18 protein-coding genes are annotated in these 20,238 nt (G+C 44.3%); 8 read left to right on the top strand and 10 right to left on the bottom strand.

The annotated features are described in order from the left end of the window. Positions 1 to 65 precede the first annotated feature (65 nt). Positions 66 to 1,169 (top strand): DUF4352 domain-containing protein, encoded by a 1,104-nt coding sequence (locus tag A7D23_RS14705; RefSeq protein WP_242871542.1) that lies wholly within the window; start codon positions 66 to 68, stop codon positions 1,167 to 1,169. A gap of 437 nt (positions 1,170 to 1,606) precedes the next feature. On the opposite strand, the gene A7D23_RS14700 is transcribed toward A7D23_RS14705, so the two are convergent. The 4 genes from A7D23_RS14700 to A7D23_RS14685 all read right to left on the bottom strand — a co-directional run bounded on the left by A7D23_RS14700 (position 1,607) and on the right by A7D23_RS14685 (position 4,833). Then, positions 1,607 to 2,656 (bottom strand): hypothetical protein, encoded by a 1,050-nt coding sequence (locus A7D23_RS14700; protein WP_019225888.1) that lies wholly within the window; start codon positions 2,654 to 2,656, stop codon positions 1,607 to 1,609. A gap of 558 nt (positions 2,657 to 3,214) precedes the next feature. Next, positions 3,215 to 3,556: a HepT-like ribonuclease domain-containing protein gene (locus A7D23_RS14695; RefSeq protein ID WP_019225887.1), complete on the bottom strand. Its 342-nt coding sequence runs from the start codon at positions 3,554 to 3,556 to the stop codon at positions 3,215 to 3,217. Next, the gene (locus tag A7D23_RS14690) at positions 3,546 to 3,836 is read right to left on the bottom strand and encodes a nucleotidyltransferase domain-containing protein (protein ID WP_242871541.1); all 291 of its coding nucleotides are present in this window, start codon (positions 3,834 to 3,836) and stop codon (positions 3,546 to 3,548) included. Before A7D23_RS14690 ends, A7D23_RS14695 begins: the two co-directional genes overlap by 11 nt. A 127-nt stretch (positions 3,837 to 3,963) precedes the next feature. After that, a complete protein-coding gene (locus A7D23_RS14685) occupies positions 3,964 to 4,833 on the bottom strand; it encodes a DUF3102 domain-containing protein (protein ID WP_019225886.1) in 870 nt (289 codons plus the stop codon). A 272-nt stretch (positions 4,834 to 5,105) separates the two neighbouring features. On the opposite strand from A7D23_RS14685, the gene A7D23_RS14680 reads away from it, so the two are divergent. The 4 genes from A7D23_RS14680 to A7D23_RS14665 all read left to right on the top strand — a co-directional run bounded on the left by A7D23_RS14680 (position 5,106) and on the right by A7D23_RS14665 (position 8,344). After that, positions 5,106 to 5,336, top strand: coding sequence for a DUF1659 domain-containing protein (locus A7D23_RS14680; RefSeq protein WP_019225885.1), 231 nt, complete (start codon positions 5,106 to 5,108; stop codon positions 5,334 to 5,336). A 35-nt stretch (positions 5,337 to 5,371) separates the two neighbouring features. Then, positions 5,372 to 5,608: a DUF2922 domain-containing protein gene (locus A7D23_RS14675; RefSeq protein ID WP_019225884.1), complete on the top strand. Its 237-nt coding sequence runs from the start codon at positions 5,372 to 5,374 to the stop codon at positions 5,606 to 5,608. A 289-nt stretch (positions 5,609 to 5,897) separates the two neighbouring features. Further along, positions 5,898 to 7,322, top strand: a complete 1,425-nt coding sequence (locus tag A7D23_RS14670; RefSeq protein ID WP_019225883.1) for an HD domain-containing phosphohydrolase — start codon at positions 5,898 to 5,900, stop codon at positions 7,320 to 7,322. Between the two features lie 158 nt (positions 7,323 to 7,480). Further along, entirely contained in the window at positions 7,481 to 8,344 is an 864-nt protein-coding gene (locus tag A7D23_RS14665; protein WP_019225882.1) for a hypothetical protein, read from the top strand. 50 nt (positions 8,345 to 8,394) lie between these two features. Here the strand turns inward: A7D23_RS14665 and A7D23_RS14660 are convergent, their stop codons facing one another. Then, entirely contained in the window at positions 8,395 to 9,240 is an 846-nt protein-coding gene (locus A7D23_RS14660) for a Gmad2 immunoglobulin-like domain-containing protein (protein ID WP_019225881.1), read from the bottom strand. A gap of 227 nt (positions 9,241 to 9,467) precedes the next feature. Here A7D23_RS14660 and A7D23_RS14655 point away from each other — a divergent pair, with 227 nt between their 5' ends. Then, positions 9,468 to 9,767: an aspartyl beta-hydroxylase gene (locus A7D23_RS14655; protein WP_019225880.1), complete on the top strand. Its 300-nt coding sequence runs from the start codon at positions 9,468 to 9,470 to the stop codon at positions 9,765 to 9,767. Further along, the gene (locus A7D23_RS14650) at positions 9,754 to 11,352 is read left to right on the top strand and encodes an AarF/UbiB family protein (protein WP_019225879.1); all 1,599 of its coding nucleotides are present in this window, start codon (positions 9,754 to 9,756) and stop codon (positions 11,350 to 11,352) included. The genes A7D23_RS14655 and A7D23_RS14650 overlap by 14 nt, the downstream gene beginning before the upstream one ends. A gap of 14 nt (positions 11,353 to 11,366) precedes the next feature. On the opposite strand, the gene hgcB is transcribed toward A7D23_RS14650, so the two are convergent. From hgcB to A7D23_RS14635, 3 genes are all read right to left on the bottom strand, one after another. Continuing rightward, the gene (hgcB, locus tag A7D23_RS14645) at positions 11,367 to 11,666 is read right to left on the bottom strand and encodes a mercury methylation ferredoxin HgcB (RefSeq protein WP_019225878.1); all 300 of its coding nucleotides are present in this window, start codon (positions 11,664 to 11,666) and stop codon (positions 11,367 to 11,369) included. Between the two features lie 15 nt (positions 11,667 to 11,681). Continuing rightward, a complete protein-coding gene (gene hgcA / locus A7D23_RS14640) occupies positions 11,682 to 12,839 on the bottom strand; it encodes a mercury methylation corrinoid protein HgcA (protein WP_019225877.1) in 1,158 nt (385 codons plus the stop codon). Positions 12,840 to 13,252: 413 nt separating this feature from the next. Next, entirely contained in the window at positions 13,253 to 14,590 is a 1,338-nt protein-coding gene (locus A7D23_RS14635; RefSeq protein WP_019225875.1) for a hemolysin family protein, read from the bottom strand. 271 nt (positions 14,591 to 14,861) lie between these two features. On the opposite strand from A7D23_RS14635, the gene A7D23_RS14630 reads away from it, so the two are divergent. After that, a complete protein-coding gene (locus A7D23_RS14630; protein ID WP_019225874.1) occupies positions 14,862 to 16,355 on the top strand; it encodes a B12-binding domain-containing radical SAM protein in 1,494 nt (497 codons plus the stop codon). Between the two features lie 31 nt (positions 16,356 to 16,386). On the opposite strand, the gene A7D23_RS14625 is transcribed toward A7D23_RS14630, so the two are convergent. After that, complete coding sequence (locus tag A7D23_RS14625; protein ID WP_242871547.1) at positions 16,387 to 17,442, bottom strand: GGDEF domain-containing protein; 1,056 nt, start codon at positions 17,440 to 17,442, stop codon at positions 16,387 to 16,389. Between the two features lie 64 nt (positions 17,443 to 17,506). Continuing rightward, positions 17,507 to 20,038 carry an AMP-binding protein gene (locus A7D23_RS14620; RefSeq protein WP_026071870.1) on the bottom strand — a complete coding sequence of 844 codons (2,532 nt, stop codon included), beginning with the start codon at positions 20,036 to 20,038 and terminating at the stop codon, positions 17,507 to 17,509. Between the last annotated feature and the right edge of the window lie 200 nt (positions 20,039 to 20,238).

The raw sequence follows: 20,238 nt of genomic DNA, 5'->3' as shown, positions 1-20,238 counted from the left end.
TAATAGGTTTAAGAGAACTTTGGAAAACGTAATGTTTTCCAAAGCAAATCAAAGAGGTGAGAAAATTGCGAAAGCTAACAGGATTCTTATTTATCCTCGGGATGTTTCTTGGGATGTTTTTTCTGGCCGGTTGTGCCAATACTCCCAGCCCGGAAGCAACGGTAGCGACCTTTTTAGAGGCTGGAAAGAAGTTTGATTTAACCCAAATGGCTGAAATGGTAGATCCATCGAACTTAAGCGGCAAAGAAAAAATTTTGAAGATAATGAGAGATGGAGAAGACAGTAAAAGCCAGTCTCAAAAATATTTTTTGGACTATTTCCAAGAAAACGCGGCCAAAATAACATACACTGTAAAGGAGCCGAAAATAGAAAATGATAAGGCTACCCTCACTGTTGATATAAAGTATATGAACGGCGAACCCCTTCTTAAAGCAGTGCTTCAGGATGTATTTACTGAAGCTTTTACTTCAGCCACCACAGGTGCTGAGATAAAGGACGAAGAAATAGAACAAATGCTGATGTCTGCCATGCAAAAACACAAGGCGACTATTCAAGAATCTTATGTAGAAAAATCTATCAATGTTCAATTAATCAAAGTTAATCGCCACTGGTATATCTCCCAACCGAATGATGAACTCTTAGATGTTTTTCTGTCTAATTTCATTTCGGTTACCAAGGAATTAAACAAAAATATCAATTCATCTTCCGATGGTGCCGGTCAGGGAACAAACAGCTTCATGGAACAGGCTAAAAAAGAGAACTTAACTATTATCCCCAAAGCTGTCGGCGATGAAATCATCCTTACCTCGATTAAACTCAGAGTGAATCATGTGGAAGAGAAACAAACGATCTCCTCGAAATATAGTTATGACAAAACCGCTAAAGAAGGCGCGAAGTTCGTGATCATTAATGCTGACGTCACCAACTTGACCAACAAAGCATTCACCTTTCCGCCTGATTTAACTGTTATTGATCATAAAAAACGCGAGTTTAAGACCTATGCCGACAGCACGAATACCATTGACAATTATCTGGATTACCGGGAACTTTCTCCGGGTATCACAGAAAATGGGAATTGGGTATACGAATTACCAAAAGACGCTGAAAGCTATAAGCTTTACGTTCGAAAGTCAGGAACCAAGGAGCTTTATGAGATTTTATTGAAATAAGGTTGAGCAAGCCAAATTCTGACTTTAGCAAAATGTGATTACTTTTCTCTGGTATATACGATTTCTTAAGTTTTTTAGAGGCCCTCAGAAGGGCCTCCATTTTTCTTTTTGGCTATACTGCGTTTGCGCCATACATACAGATTGCTGAACGAGTCAGTTATCTGTCAGCCCATTAAGCTTGGTTCGTAAACTGAGTCTTTTCTGAACATTTTTGATACATTCATTAAAAAGACAAATTATTTGGGGATTTTATGTTATACTAATTTTGGTATTGTCTTTTTGTAACTAAAATATTAAGTTGAATTAGGAGGAGTGAAATAAATGGAAATTTTTGTTGTAGTTTCAATAATTATTCTGCTTATTATATACTATAAGGTATTTAGAATTTTTGACGAGGTTAAGAAGATTAAACAGCTTCTAGAAGAAAATAAATTAAATTAACAAGTGTTTATAAATAGAAAAGGCGGTGTTGCAAAACTACAAAGTTTGGCGGCACCGCCTTCTTCATTTTTAGGATGTTCTAATAGCTGGTGTTCCTGCGTTATTATGCTAATACACCCGCCACAACTCTGAAATAAGCAACCGGAAATCTCGATACCAGAGCCTTTACGAAGCATAATGGCCCTACCTGCTGTATTTGCAAAATTGATACCGTTAATATTTATCATTGATTGGGTAACACCCGTTGAATAATTACTGTAAGTAGATATGACTATGCCATTATCTGTAACGGCATCAATTTTCCCACCTCGAATAGTAACATTCGTTGTGTAATTTTGAATATAATAGCCATTATTACGGACTGTTGTCATACTTATGTCAGTAAAACGAATGTTTGTAGATGGGTTGCTTTCGTCATATCCAAATATAGATACGCCTATACCAACATTCGTCATTTTTACTTTATCAATAAATAGGTCATTTACCGATATCGCACGAATAGCCGCTAAAGCCGCCGTACTATCAGAAGCGTTCGTTGTGCTGTTATTCATGTCTATAAAATTATAACGTGAAATATAAACGCCATTACAGTAGGTAACGTATATTCCGCCGGTGCTATCTGCTGCGGCACTCAGTTTCACGTTTTTGATGGTTAAATTATCCACAATCAATTTACTGCGATATGCGCTTGATGTGGAAGTGCACTTGATACCATTTGACGCTATTAAATTAAGATCAAGCATCCCATTTTGAATTATTACGTTATTCGCCTGGACATCAATTAACGTGGTGATACTGCTTGTACCTTTAATTGTAGCGTTATTAAAATCGATTATTATTGGCTTTGTGATTGTAATACTTGATGATATTGTGTATGTTCCACCGCCAGGAAAGATAACCCTAGCGTAATCAGGAAGATTAGATATCATTTGAGTAAATAATGCTGCATTATCAGTTGTTCCATCGCCTTTTAACCAAATTCTTGCATCATACTCAGTAGGGTAAATTTGGACATTTGAACCTGGTATACTTCCTCCGTAACCCATTACCTAACCCCCTTACATATATCTATTTAAGATATAAGTCGTAGCACCTGTTACCGTAACGGTTGCCCCTGCTGTTCCGCCTATAGCCGCTTTAAAGACTGACCCTGGTGTATTTGCCGCTTTAGCAGGGACGGTTATTGCCAAGCCGTTGACAGTAAATACGCCAGCATTTGATGCTGTCAGAAGATAACCCTAGAAATTCCCTGGTAATCTGTGTGATTGACATTTGAATTTACGCCTCTCTTTCTTTTTTTAGAAAATAGTACTTTTTCTAATGTTCGAACTTCCAATAAGATAATCCCCCCTTGTTGGTGACGACTATAGGTTAAGTATAATTTCTTCAGCCTTAAATAATCGGCAAAAACTCGGCAAAAATTCGGAAATATTTAAGCCCCCTAATAATAGAGGGCATTCACCTTTCCGCCTAAGTCAGGAACCAAGGAGCTTTATGAGATACGATTAAAATAATCCTCATAAGGACAAGCTGAACCGGGTGACGTTACTTCAAAAAAATTAAAACGCAGCTGTGTGTATTTCAGGCTGCGTCCCTACTTGTTGTTATTCAAATCTATTCAGCAGATCTTCAAGCTGTCTCATTAAATCCGGAATTTCTTTTTGCGATAAATTCCAAATAAGCTCCATTCTTAATTCACCATATCCATGTGCTACGATGTTTCTAAGATCAATAATCTTTCTCCACTGAATATCCTTGTACTCCGTCCACAACTCTCTTGTCAGGGCATTAGCATGCTCACCTATATTAAGAAGCGACATTGCCGTTGCTTTCTGGAAAATATCGCTTTCAAGAAACCCTTTTTCACCGATTTCATTTGTATACCGTATAACATCTTTGCATTCGGATATGATTTTTTTCAGTAGTTGAATATCCCTATGCTTCATAGATTCTTACCTTTTTGTCAATAGTGATGTAGCTATTCTCTTTAAGAGGTCCGGCAACTACATCCACTTTGGTGTTCAATATATCCTGAATATCGAGCTTAAGTCCTGACACATCAAATAAACTTGCAACTTTTTCATCAAAGTATACAAGCAGGTCTACGTCCGAATCGTCTGTAGCCTCATCATTTGCATATGAGCCAAATAAATCAATATAAAGTACCGGATATGCAGATGCAACCTGACTAACTACCTCTTTTATATCTGTAATAGTCACGCTCATCACCTCTGTATTTTATTGTAATGCTTTCTTTGATTCAATTATATCCTAATAATTGCCAACAGTCAAAAAGTCCATAATTAAGGCGATAAACCAGTTAAATAATTTACTCACTTTCCCACCTAAAAAATTAATAATTTTTATTCCACAACGTATCTCTCGTCCACTGGATCAGAGACTCATAGACATTGTTCTTATAAGCAACAAAGGTATCCGGATCGTCCGCACCGATCTGCTCCAGCTCCCACTTCAGTTCCTTGATGGTTCTGTCCAGGTTTTCGTAAAGAAAAGCGATTTTATTGGACTTCACCTTGACAGAAGCGCTGTCGAGGTCCTTTCTCAGCCGGTCGACGAAGTCGTAAGATGTGCTTTTTTTGAGCGAATCCAACTCATTCTGTTGCTTACCACTCTTCTTCTCGAGCTCGATATTGGCATTATATAACTCTTGCGCGTTCTTGCTCAGATTGGTGTTCGCCTCGGTCAGCCGTTCGTTCTTCTCCTTTTCGTCATCTAGGACTTGCCGGAGTTCCGCTTTCTGCTCCAGGGCCTTATTTTTTTCCTGCTCTGCCTGGGTCCGTTCATCAACCGCCTTTTGCAATTCACGGGTAGACATGCCTACAATATCAATTTCCGCGATGAACGCTTTCCGTTCCTCCTCCGGGACGCCTAAGAGGATGTATGCCTGCGTATAGCTCAGATTCGGAATTTCCTGCGGTTGTTCGCCGGCGCGCTGGGCAAGGGGCTGCTTGTCGCCGTAAGCTTGGTAGAGGCGCATCATTTTTTCGGCCGTGCTCTGGGAGTAGTTGACCGACTCCTTCAGCCATTTGCCCCATCCCCCATAGGGAATCCGCTTCTTGGCCTCCGTCAGCCGCCGCCCGATCTCGATGGCGTTGGTAAGCACGATATGATTGGTCTGGTATTTAATCAGGTTAATCTCAGCCGCGATTAAATGCGGCGTACGTTCTATCATCACATCGTTCATGTCTATCACATCGCTCATGACAGCTTCAGATCCTCGCTTTCAGTTTTTCCTTACTTACAGAATATGAGGACAGGCTTACAAATGTGAAAAACCTCCTATAATGGGGTTGCCCCAGAATCTGAGGCGCCTCAGATTCTGGAACAATCCCGGCCGATCGGCTGATATAGAAGTGTTACCTTTATGATATATGCCCCGGATGAGTAACCGCCGGATAAACTTCACCATACACTATATATCAGACAAGCCGTACAAGCCCGGCCTGTCAATCCTGAGGAAAGGAGTTGAGGACGATGGCAGCGATAGCGGTTTCTCTAAATTCGATACTTGCTGCGCGCTACCAGACCGGGGGGACTACACCCGCCGGCGACCCGGAGATCAAGAAGAAAAGCATCAATTATGTGAAGCCTGATGCCGCGGTGCAGGACCTCTTCGATGTGATAACAGCCTTATACGGTCTGAGCCAGAATCCGGTAGCGAATGTGCTGCTGCAGAAGAATTACGAATTGATTGACGAAGAATAAACACGCGCAAAATCTGCGGGAAAGGAGGTGAAAGCATGGCTATTGTAAACAATAAATTCGTCAGATTAACCTTCCTGACCGCCGGCGGTAAAACGTTTGCCATCACGGTGCCCAATCCAAGGGCAGATATGACCAAGGCTGAGGCTGAGGCCGTGATGGATTTGATCATTGCCCGCAATATTTTTAATACGCCCAGCGGTGAGCTTAGCTTAAAGCGAGATATCAGGGTGTTTGATAACACCACCAACGATCTTTTCGATCCGGTGGTTTAAGCGCTAAAATAGGAGCTATCAAAAATACTGAAAATCGGTGAGCCAAAACGAAGTAAATTCTAACTGCGACAAGCGAAGGGCTGGGGATACCAGCCCTTCCTCATCAAACTTATCCCGACTTTTGGTTTTCCCTCAAGCGGCTGTTGTGAGAAATCATGTAAGTTAAAATCATTATGGAGTTTAAAATGATCCGACAAAAAAATTACTAAATATTTGAAAAAATATTACGATATATTAGTTACAGCTTGTTTTTTCGTTTCGAACAGTTTTTTATTAGGAGATTAGGAGTATGAAACCGGATCAGGAATGGTTAAAAACGACGTTAGAATCGATCAGTGACGCTGTCATCTTGACGGATATTGAAGGCAATATACGATTATTAAGCCAAAAGGCCGAACTGCTTACCGGCTGGAAGAACGAAGAAGTGCTTCACAAACCGCTGACAGAAGTATTTCAGCTTTTGAACGCAGCTACTAATGAAGAGCTTGGCGGCAGCATGCTGAACGTGCTTGAGACTGGCAAGAAAGTTGAATTTACTAAAAATGCTGTTTTACTCTCCAAAAGTGGCGAAAAGCGTCCGGTCAGGAGTATGGCAAAACCGGTGAAAGACGAGGACAAGCACATCCAAGGCATTGTGCTCGTCTTTAAAGAACTCGTCAGGAAAAACAAAAAACTGGGTAAAGCCGAATTTCTAAGTTTTCACGATCCGCTTACCGGATTATACAACCGCAGGTTTTTTGAGGAAGAATTCAAAAGACTGAATACCGAAAGAAATCTGCCGATTTCCCTGGCCCTCATTGACATTGATTACCTGGACGACATAAAAAAAGAGCTCGGCCATACTGAAGGAAATCTTATCATCAAAAAGGTTGCTGAAATCATTAAACAAGAATGCCGCGTTGACGATATCATCGCCCGAATCAGCGAAAGCGAATTTATGATATTGCTGCCGAAGACCAACTCCAAACAGGCCGATATTCTTGTGAACCGGATCAATGACTTGGTTGATAAGGAAAAATTAGGCACCCTGAACCTTCCTTTATCTTCCGGCTGTGAACCAACAAAGAAGAAAGAAAATGAAATTGCCCTCATCTATAAAAAAGCTGCAGAAAAAACTCCTCCGCTTAAAAGCACAGCAAAAAACAAACCAAGCAATGCTCTGATCGAAATCATTATGGAAACGTTATTCCATAAGAACGAAACGGAAGAAAAAGAATCGGCCCAAGTTAGTAAATTCTGTGCCGAAATCGGTCAAATCTTGGAATTGGGCAAGAAAAACATCGAGAACCTAGAGATGGTGGGACTCATCAGGGACATCGGGAAAGTCAGTCTTGACAGCAGGATTCTTCACAAACCGGACAAGCTCACGGAATCCGAAATGGCGGAAATGAAGCGTCATCCGGAGCTTGGCCATGAAATCCTCAGCACAATGAATGAGTATGCGCATCTCTCGGACTATGTCCTGGCCCATCATGAACGATGGGATGGGAAGGGATACCCCAAGGGACTGAAAGGTGAGGAAATCCCATTGGAAGCCCGGATTGTTGCGATTGCGGATGCGTATAATGCGATGAGCAGCAGACGTCCATACCGGAAAGCCATGAACGAAAATACTGCTGCTGAAGAAATCCTAAAAAATGCCGGGACCCAGTTTGATCCCCATCTGGCCAAAGTATTTGTCGAGAAGGTGCTTGGGAAAAAACATATAAAATAGGTATCTAAATATCTATCTGAAACAGGATGGGTTCCCGCATCCGGATGACGAGGTTTTAAATTTTCGGTCTAGCCCAGAAAATTTTAGAAACCCACTGGACTTGGTAGCCAGTGATATCATTGACATGTAAATATATAATAATAATCAGAAGGTTTTTTGTGCTGATTATCATTGGCCTGATTTTTAATTCCCTGGTATCCTGGGAATTTCATCTTTCCCAGCTTCGCTTTACCGGAGTGCTTCAGGTTCTTGCTTTTACCGGAATTATGACAGCCCTGATCACCAGAGTATCCGGAAAATGGTTCTGGCCGTTCACTGCCGGACTACTTATTCTGGCTGCCTATCTTGGCATTCTCTTATATACAAGCCAGTCTTTTCCGGGCAGTTTGCCCTCACCGGACCATAATTTATCCGGAATGATTGATCCGTTTGTTTTCACAAAGAGCCATCTTTATGTTCACGGCGATGCCGGATATGATCCGGAAGGAATATGTACGCTTTTTTCCGCAATTGCCAGCACGCTTTTCGGTTATACGGCAGGTTTGTTTTTGAACAATAAAAACATTGGCCGAAATTTCTTGAAAATCCTGGCTCTGGCTGCTGTTCTTCTGCTGCTTACCCCGCTGCTGTCCAACTTTATCCCCATAGGCAAACGACTCTGGACGCCGTCCTTTGTGACGTTGTCATCCGGTGCCACCATTCTTGTTTTGGCCTTTGCCTACTTGATCTGGGACCTGCATATCCCGGTTATTAGGAGCCTCAGGGCACCTTTCTACTGGGTGTTTGAGGCGATCGGCCGCAATGCGATCCTGCTGTATTTTGGTTCTTCGATGGTATTCTCGGTTATGCATCATATGATCCTGAAAATGAATGGAAATACCCTCTCGGTTTTTGAATTTTCTTATAACTGGGTGAAATCCTGGAGTAGCAACCCTCAGCTTGGCTTTATTGCGATTTATACCGGGCTCTGGGTCCTGCTGGCTGTCTTGTTGCACTGGCGTAAGCTTTATCTTACGGTGTGACTAATCTCTGCTTAACCGGTTTTGTATTTTGATAAGAAAACTTAATCCGATCACCATTTGACAGGAATAATGACCTTATTCATATCGCTTCCGTCCATCATGCTGGACTCGAATACTTCGAGCTGACCGCTTCCTGCTGCCAATGGCTTAAATGTCAGCGAGGCTTCAAAATCGCCTCGGCCTGGTGCCCCTGCTGCCGCCATTGTGTTACCTTCTGCCAGAATATTACCTTGCGCATCCCTTAAGCGGTAGCTTACGACAGCTTCAAAGACCCGGGCATTGCCGGTGATCTTTAACGGGCTCGCTATGGTTTGTCCGTCCACAGGAGCCGTAACCCAAATCGCCGGTTCATAAACTGAGCTGAGATCCCTGGCAAAGGGTTGATTATAAAGACCAACGTGGCCCCACCAGTCTATACCGTTTTCAGCCTTGCCGTTTACGGTGAACTGAACTTTTTTAATAGTCGGAAACTCCGTCAGTGTATTGACAATACTGGCGATTCCAAGTGCTTCGCCGCTGGCGCCAACGTTCGCATGCAGCACCTCTTCGGAAAAATCAATGGTTGCCAAACCGTTTTCGATATTAACTTCCAAAATTTTCGTGTCGGCGGGAAGTACCTTAAATGCGCCTGTCGTTACAGGGGTACCGTTAATTAGCTCCTCGAGAGCTGCCCGGGCAACACCTGTGCTTTTCGGGATCTCATGCACCTCTCTGACCAGGTACATTTCATTATTACTATCCTTCAGATAATAGACCGCTGCTTTCATCGTTCCAACGGCAGAGGGTTCAGGCTCAGGAGAAGGCTCCGGAGTTGGTCCTGTCTGGGACTGACACCCTGCCAGACTCACTAAAGCCAAAAACATGAATGTAACGAAGAGATTCCTGATTACTTTCATCGCATATTTTCCTCCTTGTCGTTATTCTCGAGTAGCTTGCGGTTACTGAGGGTTAAAATATAGCTTTAGTCATATCTTAACACAAAATCCCAGAGCAATGAATATCTGAAAAATCGACCTGAAAAATCGATCAATCCAAAGATTAGGTATAAGTAAACATTTTACATTTTCTATATATTTTAGACCTATTTTTAGATATACTAAAAGCATAAAGGGGGTTGTTAAAGTTGAATGCAAGCGATGAAATGAAAAAAGTCTTTCTGGCGGGAATTGGGGCAATAGCGACAACGGCCGAAAAAGCCAAGGAGGTCATTGATTCGTTAATTGAAAAAGGTGAGCTTACCGTCGAACAAGGCAAAGTCATCAACGAGGAATTAAAACGCAACCTTTCTGAAAATCTGCATCATCATTCTTCCGCCCGTCACATGGAGGATCTTCTGCAAAAGGTTAACACGCTGAATGAAGAAGAGCTCTCTGTGCTCAAAGAAAAGCTCGCAGAGATGGAGAAAAAGAATGACCCAAACTGAGGTCAAACTATCATCCGCAGCCCGCTTAAAGGAAATGGTCACTGCGCTGAAACGCCATGGAATCATCCACGGCGTTTCTCCAGCCAAGCTAAAATTCATCCTGGAAGACCTCGGCCCGACGTATGTCAAGCTCGGTCAGATTATGTCTATGCGCACAGATATGCTCCCGAAGAGTTACTGCAATGAACTGGCCGAGCTGCGAACCGATGTGAAGCCGATGATTTATGAAGAAGTGCTTCAGGTCATCGCCTCAGAATACGGTTTCGCCACAGAGGAAGCTTTTCAGGAAATCGACCCTGTGTGCATCGGCTCGGCATCGATTGCGCAGGTGCACAAAGCAGTGCTGAAAAACGGCAAAGTCGTCGTGCTGAAGGTGCAACGCCCCGGAATTTATCAAACGATGGAACGGGATATCCAACTGCTGAAAAAAGCAATCTCGTTGATCAAAGTCTTAAACATCAATGTCGGAGATATCGACTTTAGAATGTTTATCGATGAAATGTGGGCGACTGCCCAGCAGGAAATGAACTTTATTGCCGAAGCAAACTATATCCAAGAATTTACCGACCTGAATGCAGGTGTGAAGTATATTGCCTTTCCACTGATCGAACGTCAGCTGTGCACCCCAAGAGTACTTGTTATGGAATACATCGACGGTGTTCAAATCGATGATCTTGATAAGCTTCATGCATTTGGCTACGATCTAAATGAGATCGGAATAAAACTCGCCGAAAACTATGTCAAACAAATTGTCGATGACGGCTTGTTTCATGCGGATCCGCATCCGGGAAATATCTTTATCCGAGACGGGAAAATCGTCTGGCTCGATTTAGGGATGGTTGGAAAAATCAATAATCATGACCGGCTGCTGTTGAAAAAAATCATCCTGGCTATCGTCCAGCATGATATTGAAGGATTAAAAGAAGTTTTTCTATTACTCGATACGATCAAAGGCAGGGTAAACCACACCAGGCTCTATGAAGACATTGAAAGCCTGTTGAAGCGCTATGGTGATTTGGATCTGTCTGAGCTTCATTTTGGCCAGATCATGGAAGAAGTCAAGGAAGTTCTTAATTTCCATCAGATATCCCTACCGACAGGCTTCACGATACTCGGGCGCGGGGTCATTACGATCGAGGGAGTACTCGCCGTATGTTGTCCGAAAGTCAATTTCATTCAAATCATGGCCAATCACGTTTCCGGAAAATTCCTAAGTGAGTTGGATGCAAGACAGGAATTGGTTTCTGCGGGGCTTTCTTTGTACGGTTTTACCAAAAACAGTCTTGAATTGCCGGTTCAGTTTGCCAACATCCTCAAAATGGCGATGAGAGGACAGGCCAAGATCAATATTGATCTGTCCAGTGCCGATGAACCCGTACGTCAGGCCGACATGATTATGGACAAGCTCGTCTTGAGCATTCTCAGTGCGGCCTTCCTAATCGGGGCCAGTCTGGTCTGTATGACGAGCATCACGCCCCGGCTACTTGGGATTCCGGTCATCAGCCTGATTGGCTATCTGATCGCACTTCTGATGGCAGGATGGCTAATGGCGAAAATTTTTTTCAAAAGACTGAAGAAAAAATAATTGTCTATCCATGGTCAGCAGCATCCCCCGCTGCTACCTCCAGAACAGTCACAGCTTGGTTCTGTCCCTGTGAGCCACCCGGTGATGACTGCTGAGGCGCAGCCCACGCCGGACTTGACATCAATCGCCTCAAATGCGCAATTGCGGGCGCAGGCACCGCATTCCATGCAGAGATCTATATCCAGTATCTCTGCTTTTTTGCATTTTAAACCCAGGACCTGATGCGGACAGACCTCGAGACATCTTCCGCAGCCGGTGCATTTCTCAGTCTTAAGCGTAAGCGTCGAAACATTTTTCAAATAGCGGTGCTTCATATGTCGGCCTCCCCCTCACACCCTGAATAAGGCGTTCAATAAAATGAGCGTAACTCCGATGCCGATGGTAACCACAATAGCCGGAACAGCGGTTTTCATCTCCTTCATAACGCCGGAAAACGAAGTATACGTTGATGCTCCTGTAAAATTCATGGCATAGAATGCAGAAATCGACGGAAGGACGAGCAGATACCCTAATGCCCTCAGCCAGCTGTAGGAAAGCTCCCCCGGCCAGCCGTTCAGCACATTCACTGCTCCCGCCCAAAGTAAACCCAGGAGCCATCCCTTCCAGGCAAATGCTTTTCCGGGAATCCACGGCAACAAAACCGGGGTCAGAACACAGCCCACAATCAGCGCCCCGGCATAGGCATAAAAGTCGGTGATTCCAAAAGCTCCTGGCTGGATCAGATTAAAGATAAATAAAATGCCTAAAATCATCAAGGACATCTTAAATGTACCGGTAAGTTCCATCGGCGTAAGTACCAACCGGTCATACGCCGTAAACTTCACGGTCCGCATTTCGGCTGTCGCTTTCCTTCCGGAAGCGATAAATTCACGGATATCCGAAGCTCTAACCGGACCATACACGACGTTGAAACCGGTTTGTTTGTGGACTTGATGCGCACTAACCCCAGGAGCACCGAGCTGCGGCAGAAGTAATGTCCTGTGGGACACAATCTGGGCAAGCCTGGTCTTTCCGATCCGGCTATTGAGCTCAGTCGTACCAAATGTCCCTTTGCCTGCCGCGCACCAGACATTAATGCCTTTGGTGTCAAGCACCAGGATCCAGACCTGAAGTCCGGCCAGCTCCTTGCGAAGGGCATCAAAGGTCATTTTGTAATTGGCCGTTACCAGAACCTCAGAGTGTTCATCCGGATTGCCGACAGCATAAAGCCCGGGATTGATTTTATAATTCATCCGGTTAATACCCCAGCGGGCTTTCCATCCCCCCAGGATATCCAAAGCTGTTAAGTTCGCCGAAACCTGAGGCACCAGCCCTGCTGGTGTTTTTATTTCACCTGTAATCCAGCCGCATTCCGTGTCATAAACGGTTACAGAACCCGCTAAACTGTCATTCCCGCAGCAGCAGGGCTGCGGGTCAAATATCTTAAGCTCTGCCTTGTTATTAGCATTTCGATTATTCTGATTCGAATCAAAACTTATTTCTCCCAAATATAACACCTCCAAAAGGTTTGCCGGAAGATGAGAAAATATCTTCATAAAACCTACTTATCCCCCCATCATCAGGCCTGATTCCCATTGCCACCGCAGTAAGCTGGGCAGGAAAGACGGCACAGAATATGTGTTTAAATAACTTGACGATTAAGAGCTTCATTCTAGCATGCAGATTCTGCTCGAACAACCCTACGATCAGTCTAGGGACACAGCCAGGCCCTAACAAGCATATGATTAGTCTGGCGTGCCACAGTTCCGCGACAAGCGAAGCCTGGATGGCGAAGCGCGACCTTTTGCGTCAAGGAGGACGCAACAGCCGAAAGCGGTACTGTGGCACGCAGACCGACCCGTAATTATTCATCCTCCGGTTTTCTCTAACATTACAAAACGCGATACTATGAACCTAAGCGTTATAGCCTGCAGACCTTAACCTTGGCAATCCGTTTCTCATCGACAGCCTCAACTTTAAACATTAAACCGTTAAACTCAACGGAAGGCTTATCATCTTTTCCGGGAATCCTTCCGAGCTGTCCAACCAGAAAACCGCTTAGGGTCTCATATTCTTCAATCGGCAGCTCCGCGTCGAGATAATCTTGGACCGCATCAAGGCTCGTCGCCCCGTTGATCATATAGGTATTTTCATCGATCTTTTCAAATTCCAGTTCGACTTCGTCATCCTCGTCAAAGATATTGCCGACAATTTCTTCAATAAGATCTTCCAGCGTCACAATACCAGCCGTGCCGCCATATTCGTCAATGATAACGGCCAGATGCGTCTTGTTCTGCTGAAGTTCTTTGAATAATTCATCGGTGCGTTTCGAATCCGGTACATAATAGGGTTCCCGGACAACGTCCCGCAGATGAAATGTCTCCGAATTGCTGTTGTTCGTTAAATACTGGAAAAGGTATTTGGATTGCAGCACCCCGACAATATTGTCAATATTCTCCTCATAGACGGGTATTCTGGAATACTTCTCATGATTGATAAAGGCAATAACTTCATTTAAGTTTGCTTCAATCGGCAGCGCCGCAATATCCGTGCGATGCGTCATGACTTCGGAAACCGTTTTATTGTTAAATTCAAAAATATTGTTAATCATCAGTTTTTCAGTTTCATGGATAGCGCCTTTTTCCTCGCCAACATCAACCATCATGCGGATTTCTTCTTCCGTGACCTGCTCGTTTTCCGCATTCGGATCTACCCCGAGAAGCCTGACAAACACATTCATCGACGCCGTAAGCATTTTTACGAATGGTGAGGTAATTTTAGATAGGATATACAGCGGGTTTGCGGCAAACCAGGCGATCTTTTCAGCTTTATTCATTGCAATTCTTTTCGGTACGAGCTCTCCGAGCACTAACGTGAAATACGACAAAATGATGGTAATTAGAATAACGGCTATAGTCTTCAGCAAGGATGCTGAAACGGGAACTCCAAGCTTAATTAGCAGTGAAACCAGCGGATCGGAAAAATTCTCCGAAGCAAACGCACTGGCCAGAAAGCCTGCCAGCGTTATCCCGATCTGGATCGTCGCAAGGAATCTGCTCGGCTCGCCCAGCAAATTGGTTAAAATTTTGGCCTTTTTGTCGCCATCTTCAGCCATCATTCTGATTTTATTGTCATTCAGGGAGATCAAAGCAATCTCCGAGGCAGCGAAAAAGGCATTGAGCGCAATCAGCACGACTAAAAACAAAATCCCGGTAATCAATGATTGTTCCTCCTGATAATAATAAAAAGGCAGAATCATTCCTTATACAGGATTGTCAAAGCCTTTTACAAAATCCTATTAATAAGTCATTTGAAATAATACTACTTCGTATATCTCCGGCATTTTCCTCCATATCTTACTCTCTCCCTTTCTTGATTCTACATCTATTTTAATTTACCCGATGATAAATTGCAATGTCCTGTGTTGTTCTGCAGAAAATCAGCGAATAAACCAGAAACGAATTGAGCAAGTAAAAAATGGATATGCTAGAAGTGGCTGTGCCAGTCAATAGAACAGGAAGGGCAAATCTATGAAAATTTTACTTGTTTACCCCCAAATACCGCTGACCTATTGGAGTTTCCAGTACGCGTTAAAGTTCATATCCAAGAAAGCTGGATCCCCGCCCCTGGGGCTACTTTCCGTAGCTGCTATGCTGCCGGAGCATTATGATAAGCGTCTTGTCGATATGAATGTAACGAAACTCAAGGACCGGGATATTTTATGGGCCGATTATGTCTGGATCAGCGCGATGGTCGTCCAGAAAGAATCTGTCAGGGAAGTTATTAACCGCTGTCATGCCCTCGGAGTCAAAACGACTGCAGGCGGTCCCCTCTTTACTTCCGAACCTGAGGAGTATGATGATGTAGATTATCTCGTCCTGAATGAAGGGGAGAACACTGTACCCGCCTTTGTGCGTGACCTTGAGAGCGGATCGGCAGCGCACATTTACACAACGGAAGAATGGGCGGATATCAGAAATACCCCTGTGCCTTTGTGGGACCTTATCGATATGAAACACTACGCAACAATGAATATTCAATATTCACGCGGATGCCCATTCCATTGCGATTTCTGCAACATTACATCTTTATACGGTCACGAGCCCCGCACCAAGACCTCTCCGCAGCTCCTGTCAGAATTGGATTCCCTTTATCGGGCCGGATGGCGCGGAGGCATCTTCCTGGTCGATGATAATTTTATCGGCAATAAAAAGAAATTAAAGGATGATATCCTGCCTGCGTTGATCAGCTGGATGAAGCAAAGAAATTATCCGTTTACGTTTATCACAGAGGCCTCAATCAATCTAGCTGATGATGACAGCCTCATGAATCTGATGGTCAAGGCGGGGTTTATGACTGTATTTATCGGAATTGAAACCATGGATGAAGACAGCCTGGTTGAGTGCAATAAAATTCAGAATAAAAACCGCAATTTGATTGCGTGTATCAAAAAAATTCAAAAATTCGGCCTTCAGGTTCAGGGCGGCTTTATTGTGGGGTTCGACAACGACAATGCCTCTATTTTTGACAAACTGGTAACCTTTATTCAGGAAAGCGGGATCGTTACCGCGATGGTCGGGCTGCTGAATGCGCCGAAAGGAACTAAACTATATCAGCGTCTGGCAGCGGAAGGCCGACTGTTAAAAAGCATCAGCGGCGATAACACCGACTTTTCGATGAACTTCATACCAAAAATGGAAAGCCGCCTGTTGATCAAAGGCTATCAAAGAATTGTCGATACGATCTACTCGCCAAGAAAATATTATGAGCGGGTCCTGACATTCTTAGAGCAGTACGAACCTGCTGGATTTACGGCTCAGCGGATCGACCGTTTTCAGGCACTCGCGTTTATCAGATCGGTATTCCGTTTGGGAATTATCGGCCAGGAAAGACGCTACTATTGGAAACTGATCATTTGGTCTCTGCGGAAACGCCGTAATGTATTTCCGCTGGCAGTAACCCTGTCCATATACGGTTTTCATTTCCGAAAAGTATTTCGCCGGACTGAGGAAATACTAAAATAATTTAGAAAACTTAGGTGGAGGATTTCGATCTTTAAGCTTCTTTATGGAAAAGATCAACGCCGAAACGGCTGCCTGAGATGACCCTGTTCTTCCCTGCTGTTTTGGCAGCGTAAAGTGCTTTATCCGCAATCTCAATATTTTCGGTCAGCGAGCAGCCTTTTTGATAGAGACAGACACCGGCGCTCACGGTCAGTGGCTTATCAAAATAACTGTTAAGTGCAAATTCTTCCCTGATTTTATCCGCTTTCAGGCAGGCGTCCTCCAGGCCGCAGCCATAAAGAATAATTAGAAACTCCTCACCGCCGTAACGGCAGATGAAATCAGTGGCCCTGGCATTTGTTTTTAAAACACGGGCTAAAACCAGCAAAACCTTGTCGCCAAAGACATGTCCCTTCTGATCATTTATCTTTTTAAAATTATCAATATCAAAAATGGCAATGCAAAAAAGCTGCCCTGTCCTCTGATAATTGGATACAGCCTTCTGAAAACTCTTTTCCAACAGCAGACGGTTCGGAAGTCCTGTCAGCGGATCTCTGGCCGCCTGATTTTTGGCCTTTCTGAATTGATATTGGCTGATATTCAGCAAACTGTTGACTTCAAATACAATGATAAAACCGAAGGCTAGGAGCAGAAGGCTGAACAGATAGATATTCACGGATACAAACAGATCCGAAATTTTGAATGACGTAATGAATAAAGAGGCTACGCTTTCGGCCGCAGCAATAATCAAACCCGGAATCCCATAACGCATGCCGTGAAAAGAAACAAAGAAGAAATAGGAAAAAAAGAGCATATTCAGTAATTCAACATTTCCTGCCATCAACAGGGTACAAATAGGAATATCAAGCACTAAGCTGAGTCGCATCAGTTTCTCGGCCCGGGTGTCCTTGCTGAAGACACAAACGGAAATAAATGCATTATATAGAAGGGAGATAAAAAAACCAACAAAAAACAAGCCCGTGAAAGAGCCCTGAAAACGGATCAACTCAGCCAGGGCGACAATAAGCAGTCCCCACCTAAAGAGCAGGAATTTTCGTTCCAGCGGTTTATATTTGATCAAATCAAACTTTCTGACCAACTGTTTCACCACATTTTGCGAATTACGCAAATATTATACCATAATTTTCTATTCATCCAAAGAAATTTTTACCTTAGGCAGTTTCAATACTGTTGTCGGCCTGAAGGTTTAACTTTTCGACCGCGTTTTCGCGCATTTTATATTTCATAATTTTGCCTGCGGCATTCATCGGAAATTCTGCGACAAAGTCAATATAACGCGGTGTTTTGTGCTTGGCCATGTGGGTGCGGACAAAATCCTTCAGCTCATCAGCGGTCAGTTCGACACCGTCCTTCAGTATGACACAGGCCATAATCTCTTCCCCATATTGTTTGTCAGGGACACCAATAACCTGAACGTCCTTGACCTTTGGATGGGTATAAATAAAATCTTCAATTTCTTTCGGATAGATGTTTTCCCCGCCGCGAATGATCATGTCCTTGATACGTCCGGTAATTTTATAGTATCCGTTCTCATCGCGTCTGGCCAGGTCGCCGGTGTGCAGCCAGCCGTTCTCATCAATCGCCGCAGCGGTGGCTTCGGGCATTTTATAATAGCCTTTCATGATATTGTAGCCCCTGGCAACAAATTCGCCGTCCTCATTATCGGGAAGATCTTCCCCGGTCTTCGGATTCACGATCTTGCACTCAACACCTGGCAAAGCACGGCCCACAGTGGCAACCCGCAGTTCGACGGAATCGTCGACACGGCTCTGGGTGCAGCCGGGTGAAGATTCGGTCTGTCCGAAGACAATGGTGATTTCATTCATATTCATCTTCTCGACGACATCCTGCATGACCTTTACAGGACACGGGCTTCCTGCCATGATTCCGGTTCGCATGTAGGAAAAGTCTGTTTTCGGAAAATCTTCATGCTCGAGCATCGCAATAAACATGGTCGGAACACCGTGGAAGGCGGTGATTTTTTCCCTGTTAATGCAATCCAGCGATATCTTCGGCGAAAACGCCGGTATCGGGGACATGGTCACCCCATGGGTCATGGACGCAGTCATCGCCAGCACCATCCCGAAGCAATGGAACATCGGGACATGAATCATCATGCGGTCGGCTGTGGAAAGATCCATGCAGTCGCCAATATTTTTACCGTTATTCACGACATTATAGTGTGTCAGCATAACGCCTTTCGGGAACCCTGTGGTTCCTGAGGTATACTGCATGTTGCAGACATCATGACGGTTAAGGGAAAGCGCACGGCGGTATACTTCCTCAACGGGGACTTTGTCAGCCAGGGTAATCGCATCTTCCCAGGTCAGACAGCCATTCTGCCTGGAATCAACCGTGACAATATTGCGCAGGAAAGGCAGGCGTTTGATATGCAGCGGCTTTCCGGCCTCGGCAGTCTCCAACTCGGGGCAAAGCTCCTTGATAATGCCGACATAATCGGAGTCCTTATATCCGTCGATCATGACCAGCGTGTGTGTATCCGACTGGCGCAGCAGATATTCTGCCTCATAAATCTTATACGCGGTGTTTACCGTTACCAAAACAGCGCCGATCTTGGTCGCCGCCCAAAAGGTAATGTACCACTGCGGAACGTTGGTGGCCCAAGTCGCAACATGGTCCCCGGGTCTGACACCCATCGCGATCAGGGCGCGTGCAAATGTGTCAACATCGTCCCGGAATTCTTTATACGTACGCGTATAATCCATGGTCGTATAACGGAAAGCATACTGATCCGGAAACTCATCCACCATCCGGTCAAGTACCTGGGGAAAGGTCAAGTCAATCAAGGTGTCTTTTTGCCAGACATATTTCCCTGTCTTGGCATTATTGTCAAATAAATGGCCCTTCACCGCAGATTTTTCAGTGTACCGGCTCATATATTCCGCAAAATTCGGGAAAACAACACCAGCGTCATCAAGATCCGACGCCCAGCGTTTGACCCATTCCAAAGAAACATAGCCCTCATAATTTATCGAACGCAGGGCGCGCATCATCTCATCAATAGGTAAATCCCCTTCTCCCATCATGCGGTACCGGGTAGTACCATTCTCTACGACGGAATCCTTGATATGTACATATTTAATATACGCGCCAAGATTCTGTAGGGTCTTCCCAGGTGTCTCCCCTGCAAAACGGTAAGGGTGATGCATATCCCACAAGGCACCGACATTGTCACTCGCAACATCGTTCAGCAGCCGACATAAACGGGAAGTATCTGCATAGACGCCATTCGTTTCGACCAGGAGGGTGACGCCTTTTTCTTCCGCCAGAGGTACCAGACGGTTCAACGCAGCAAGCACCACCTCGTCATCAACTTCACCAGTCGGCTGCGGTGCAATATCGGCAAGGATACGTATATATGGGGTTCCTAGCTTGGAGGCTAATTCAATATACTGAACGATCTCCTGATGATTCTGTTCCGCTTTCTCAGCATACTTTAGACAACAGCCGGAAGACAGACAAGGAATTTGAATACGGAGTTCGGATAACTTTTTTATGGTTTGCGGCAACTGAGACCCAGTAAAAGGCTGGGCCTGCACTGCAAAAATCTCACTGCCCAGACCGCGGATTTCAATGCCGTCAAAGCCAAAGTCCTTGGCCATGGAATAGATATCGGTCCAGCTGAAATCCGGGCAACCCAGGGTTGAAAACGCAAGTTTCAACATAATCTCCTCCTAGCATTTTATATCTTATAAACTATAGAAAACTTTACTGGCATCATGGTACTAGCTGTACCCAGAGATATCAGAAAGTGCTTAGACTTTTTCTGATATACCAAAAAAGCCTTCACCCCTTAGCATTTCTGTTAAAGACGAATGCTTTATACTGTCATGGTACAGCCTTTAAATATAAAACTGTATGA

Origin of the sequence: Dehalobacter sp. TeCB1, from assembly GCF_001707455.1 — a bacterium.
Classification (GTDB): domain Bacteria; phylum Bacillota; class Desulfitobacteriia; order Desulfitobacteriales; family Syntrophobotulaceae; genus Dehalobacter; species Dehalobacter restrictus.
Note: the sequence above shows the minus strand (reverse complement) of the source record. Positions and strands in the feature narration are given on the sequence as shown.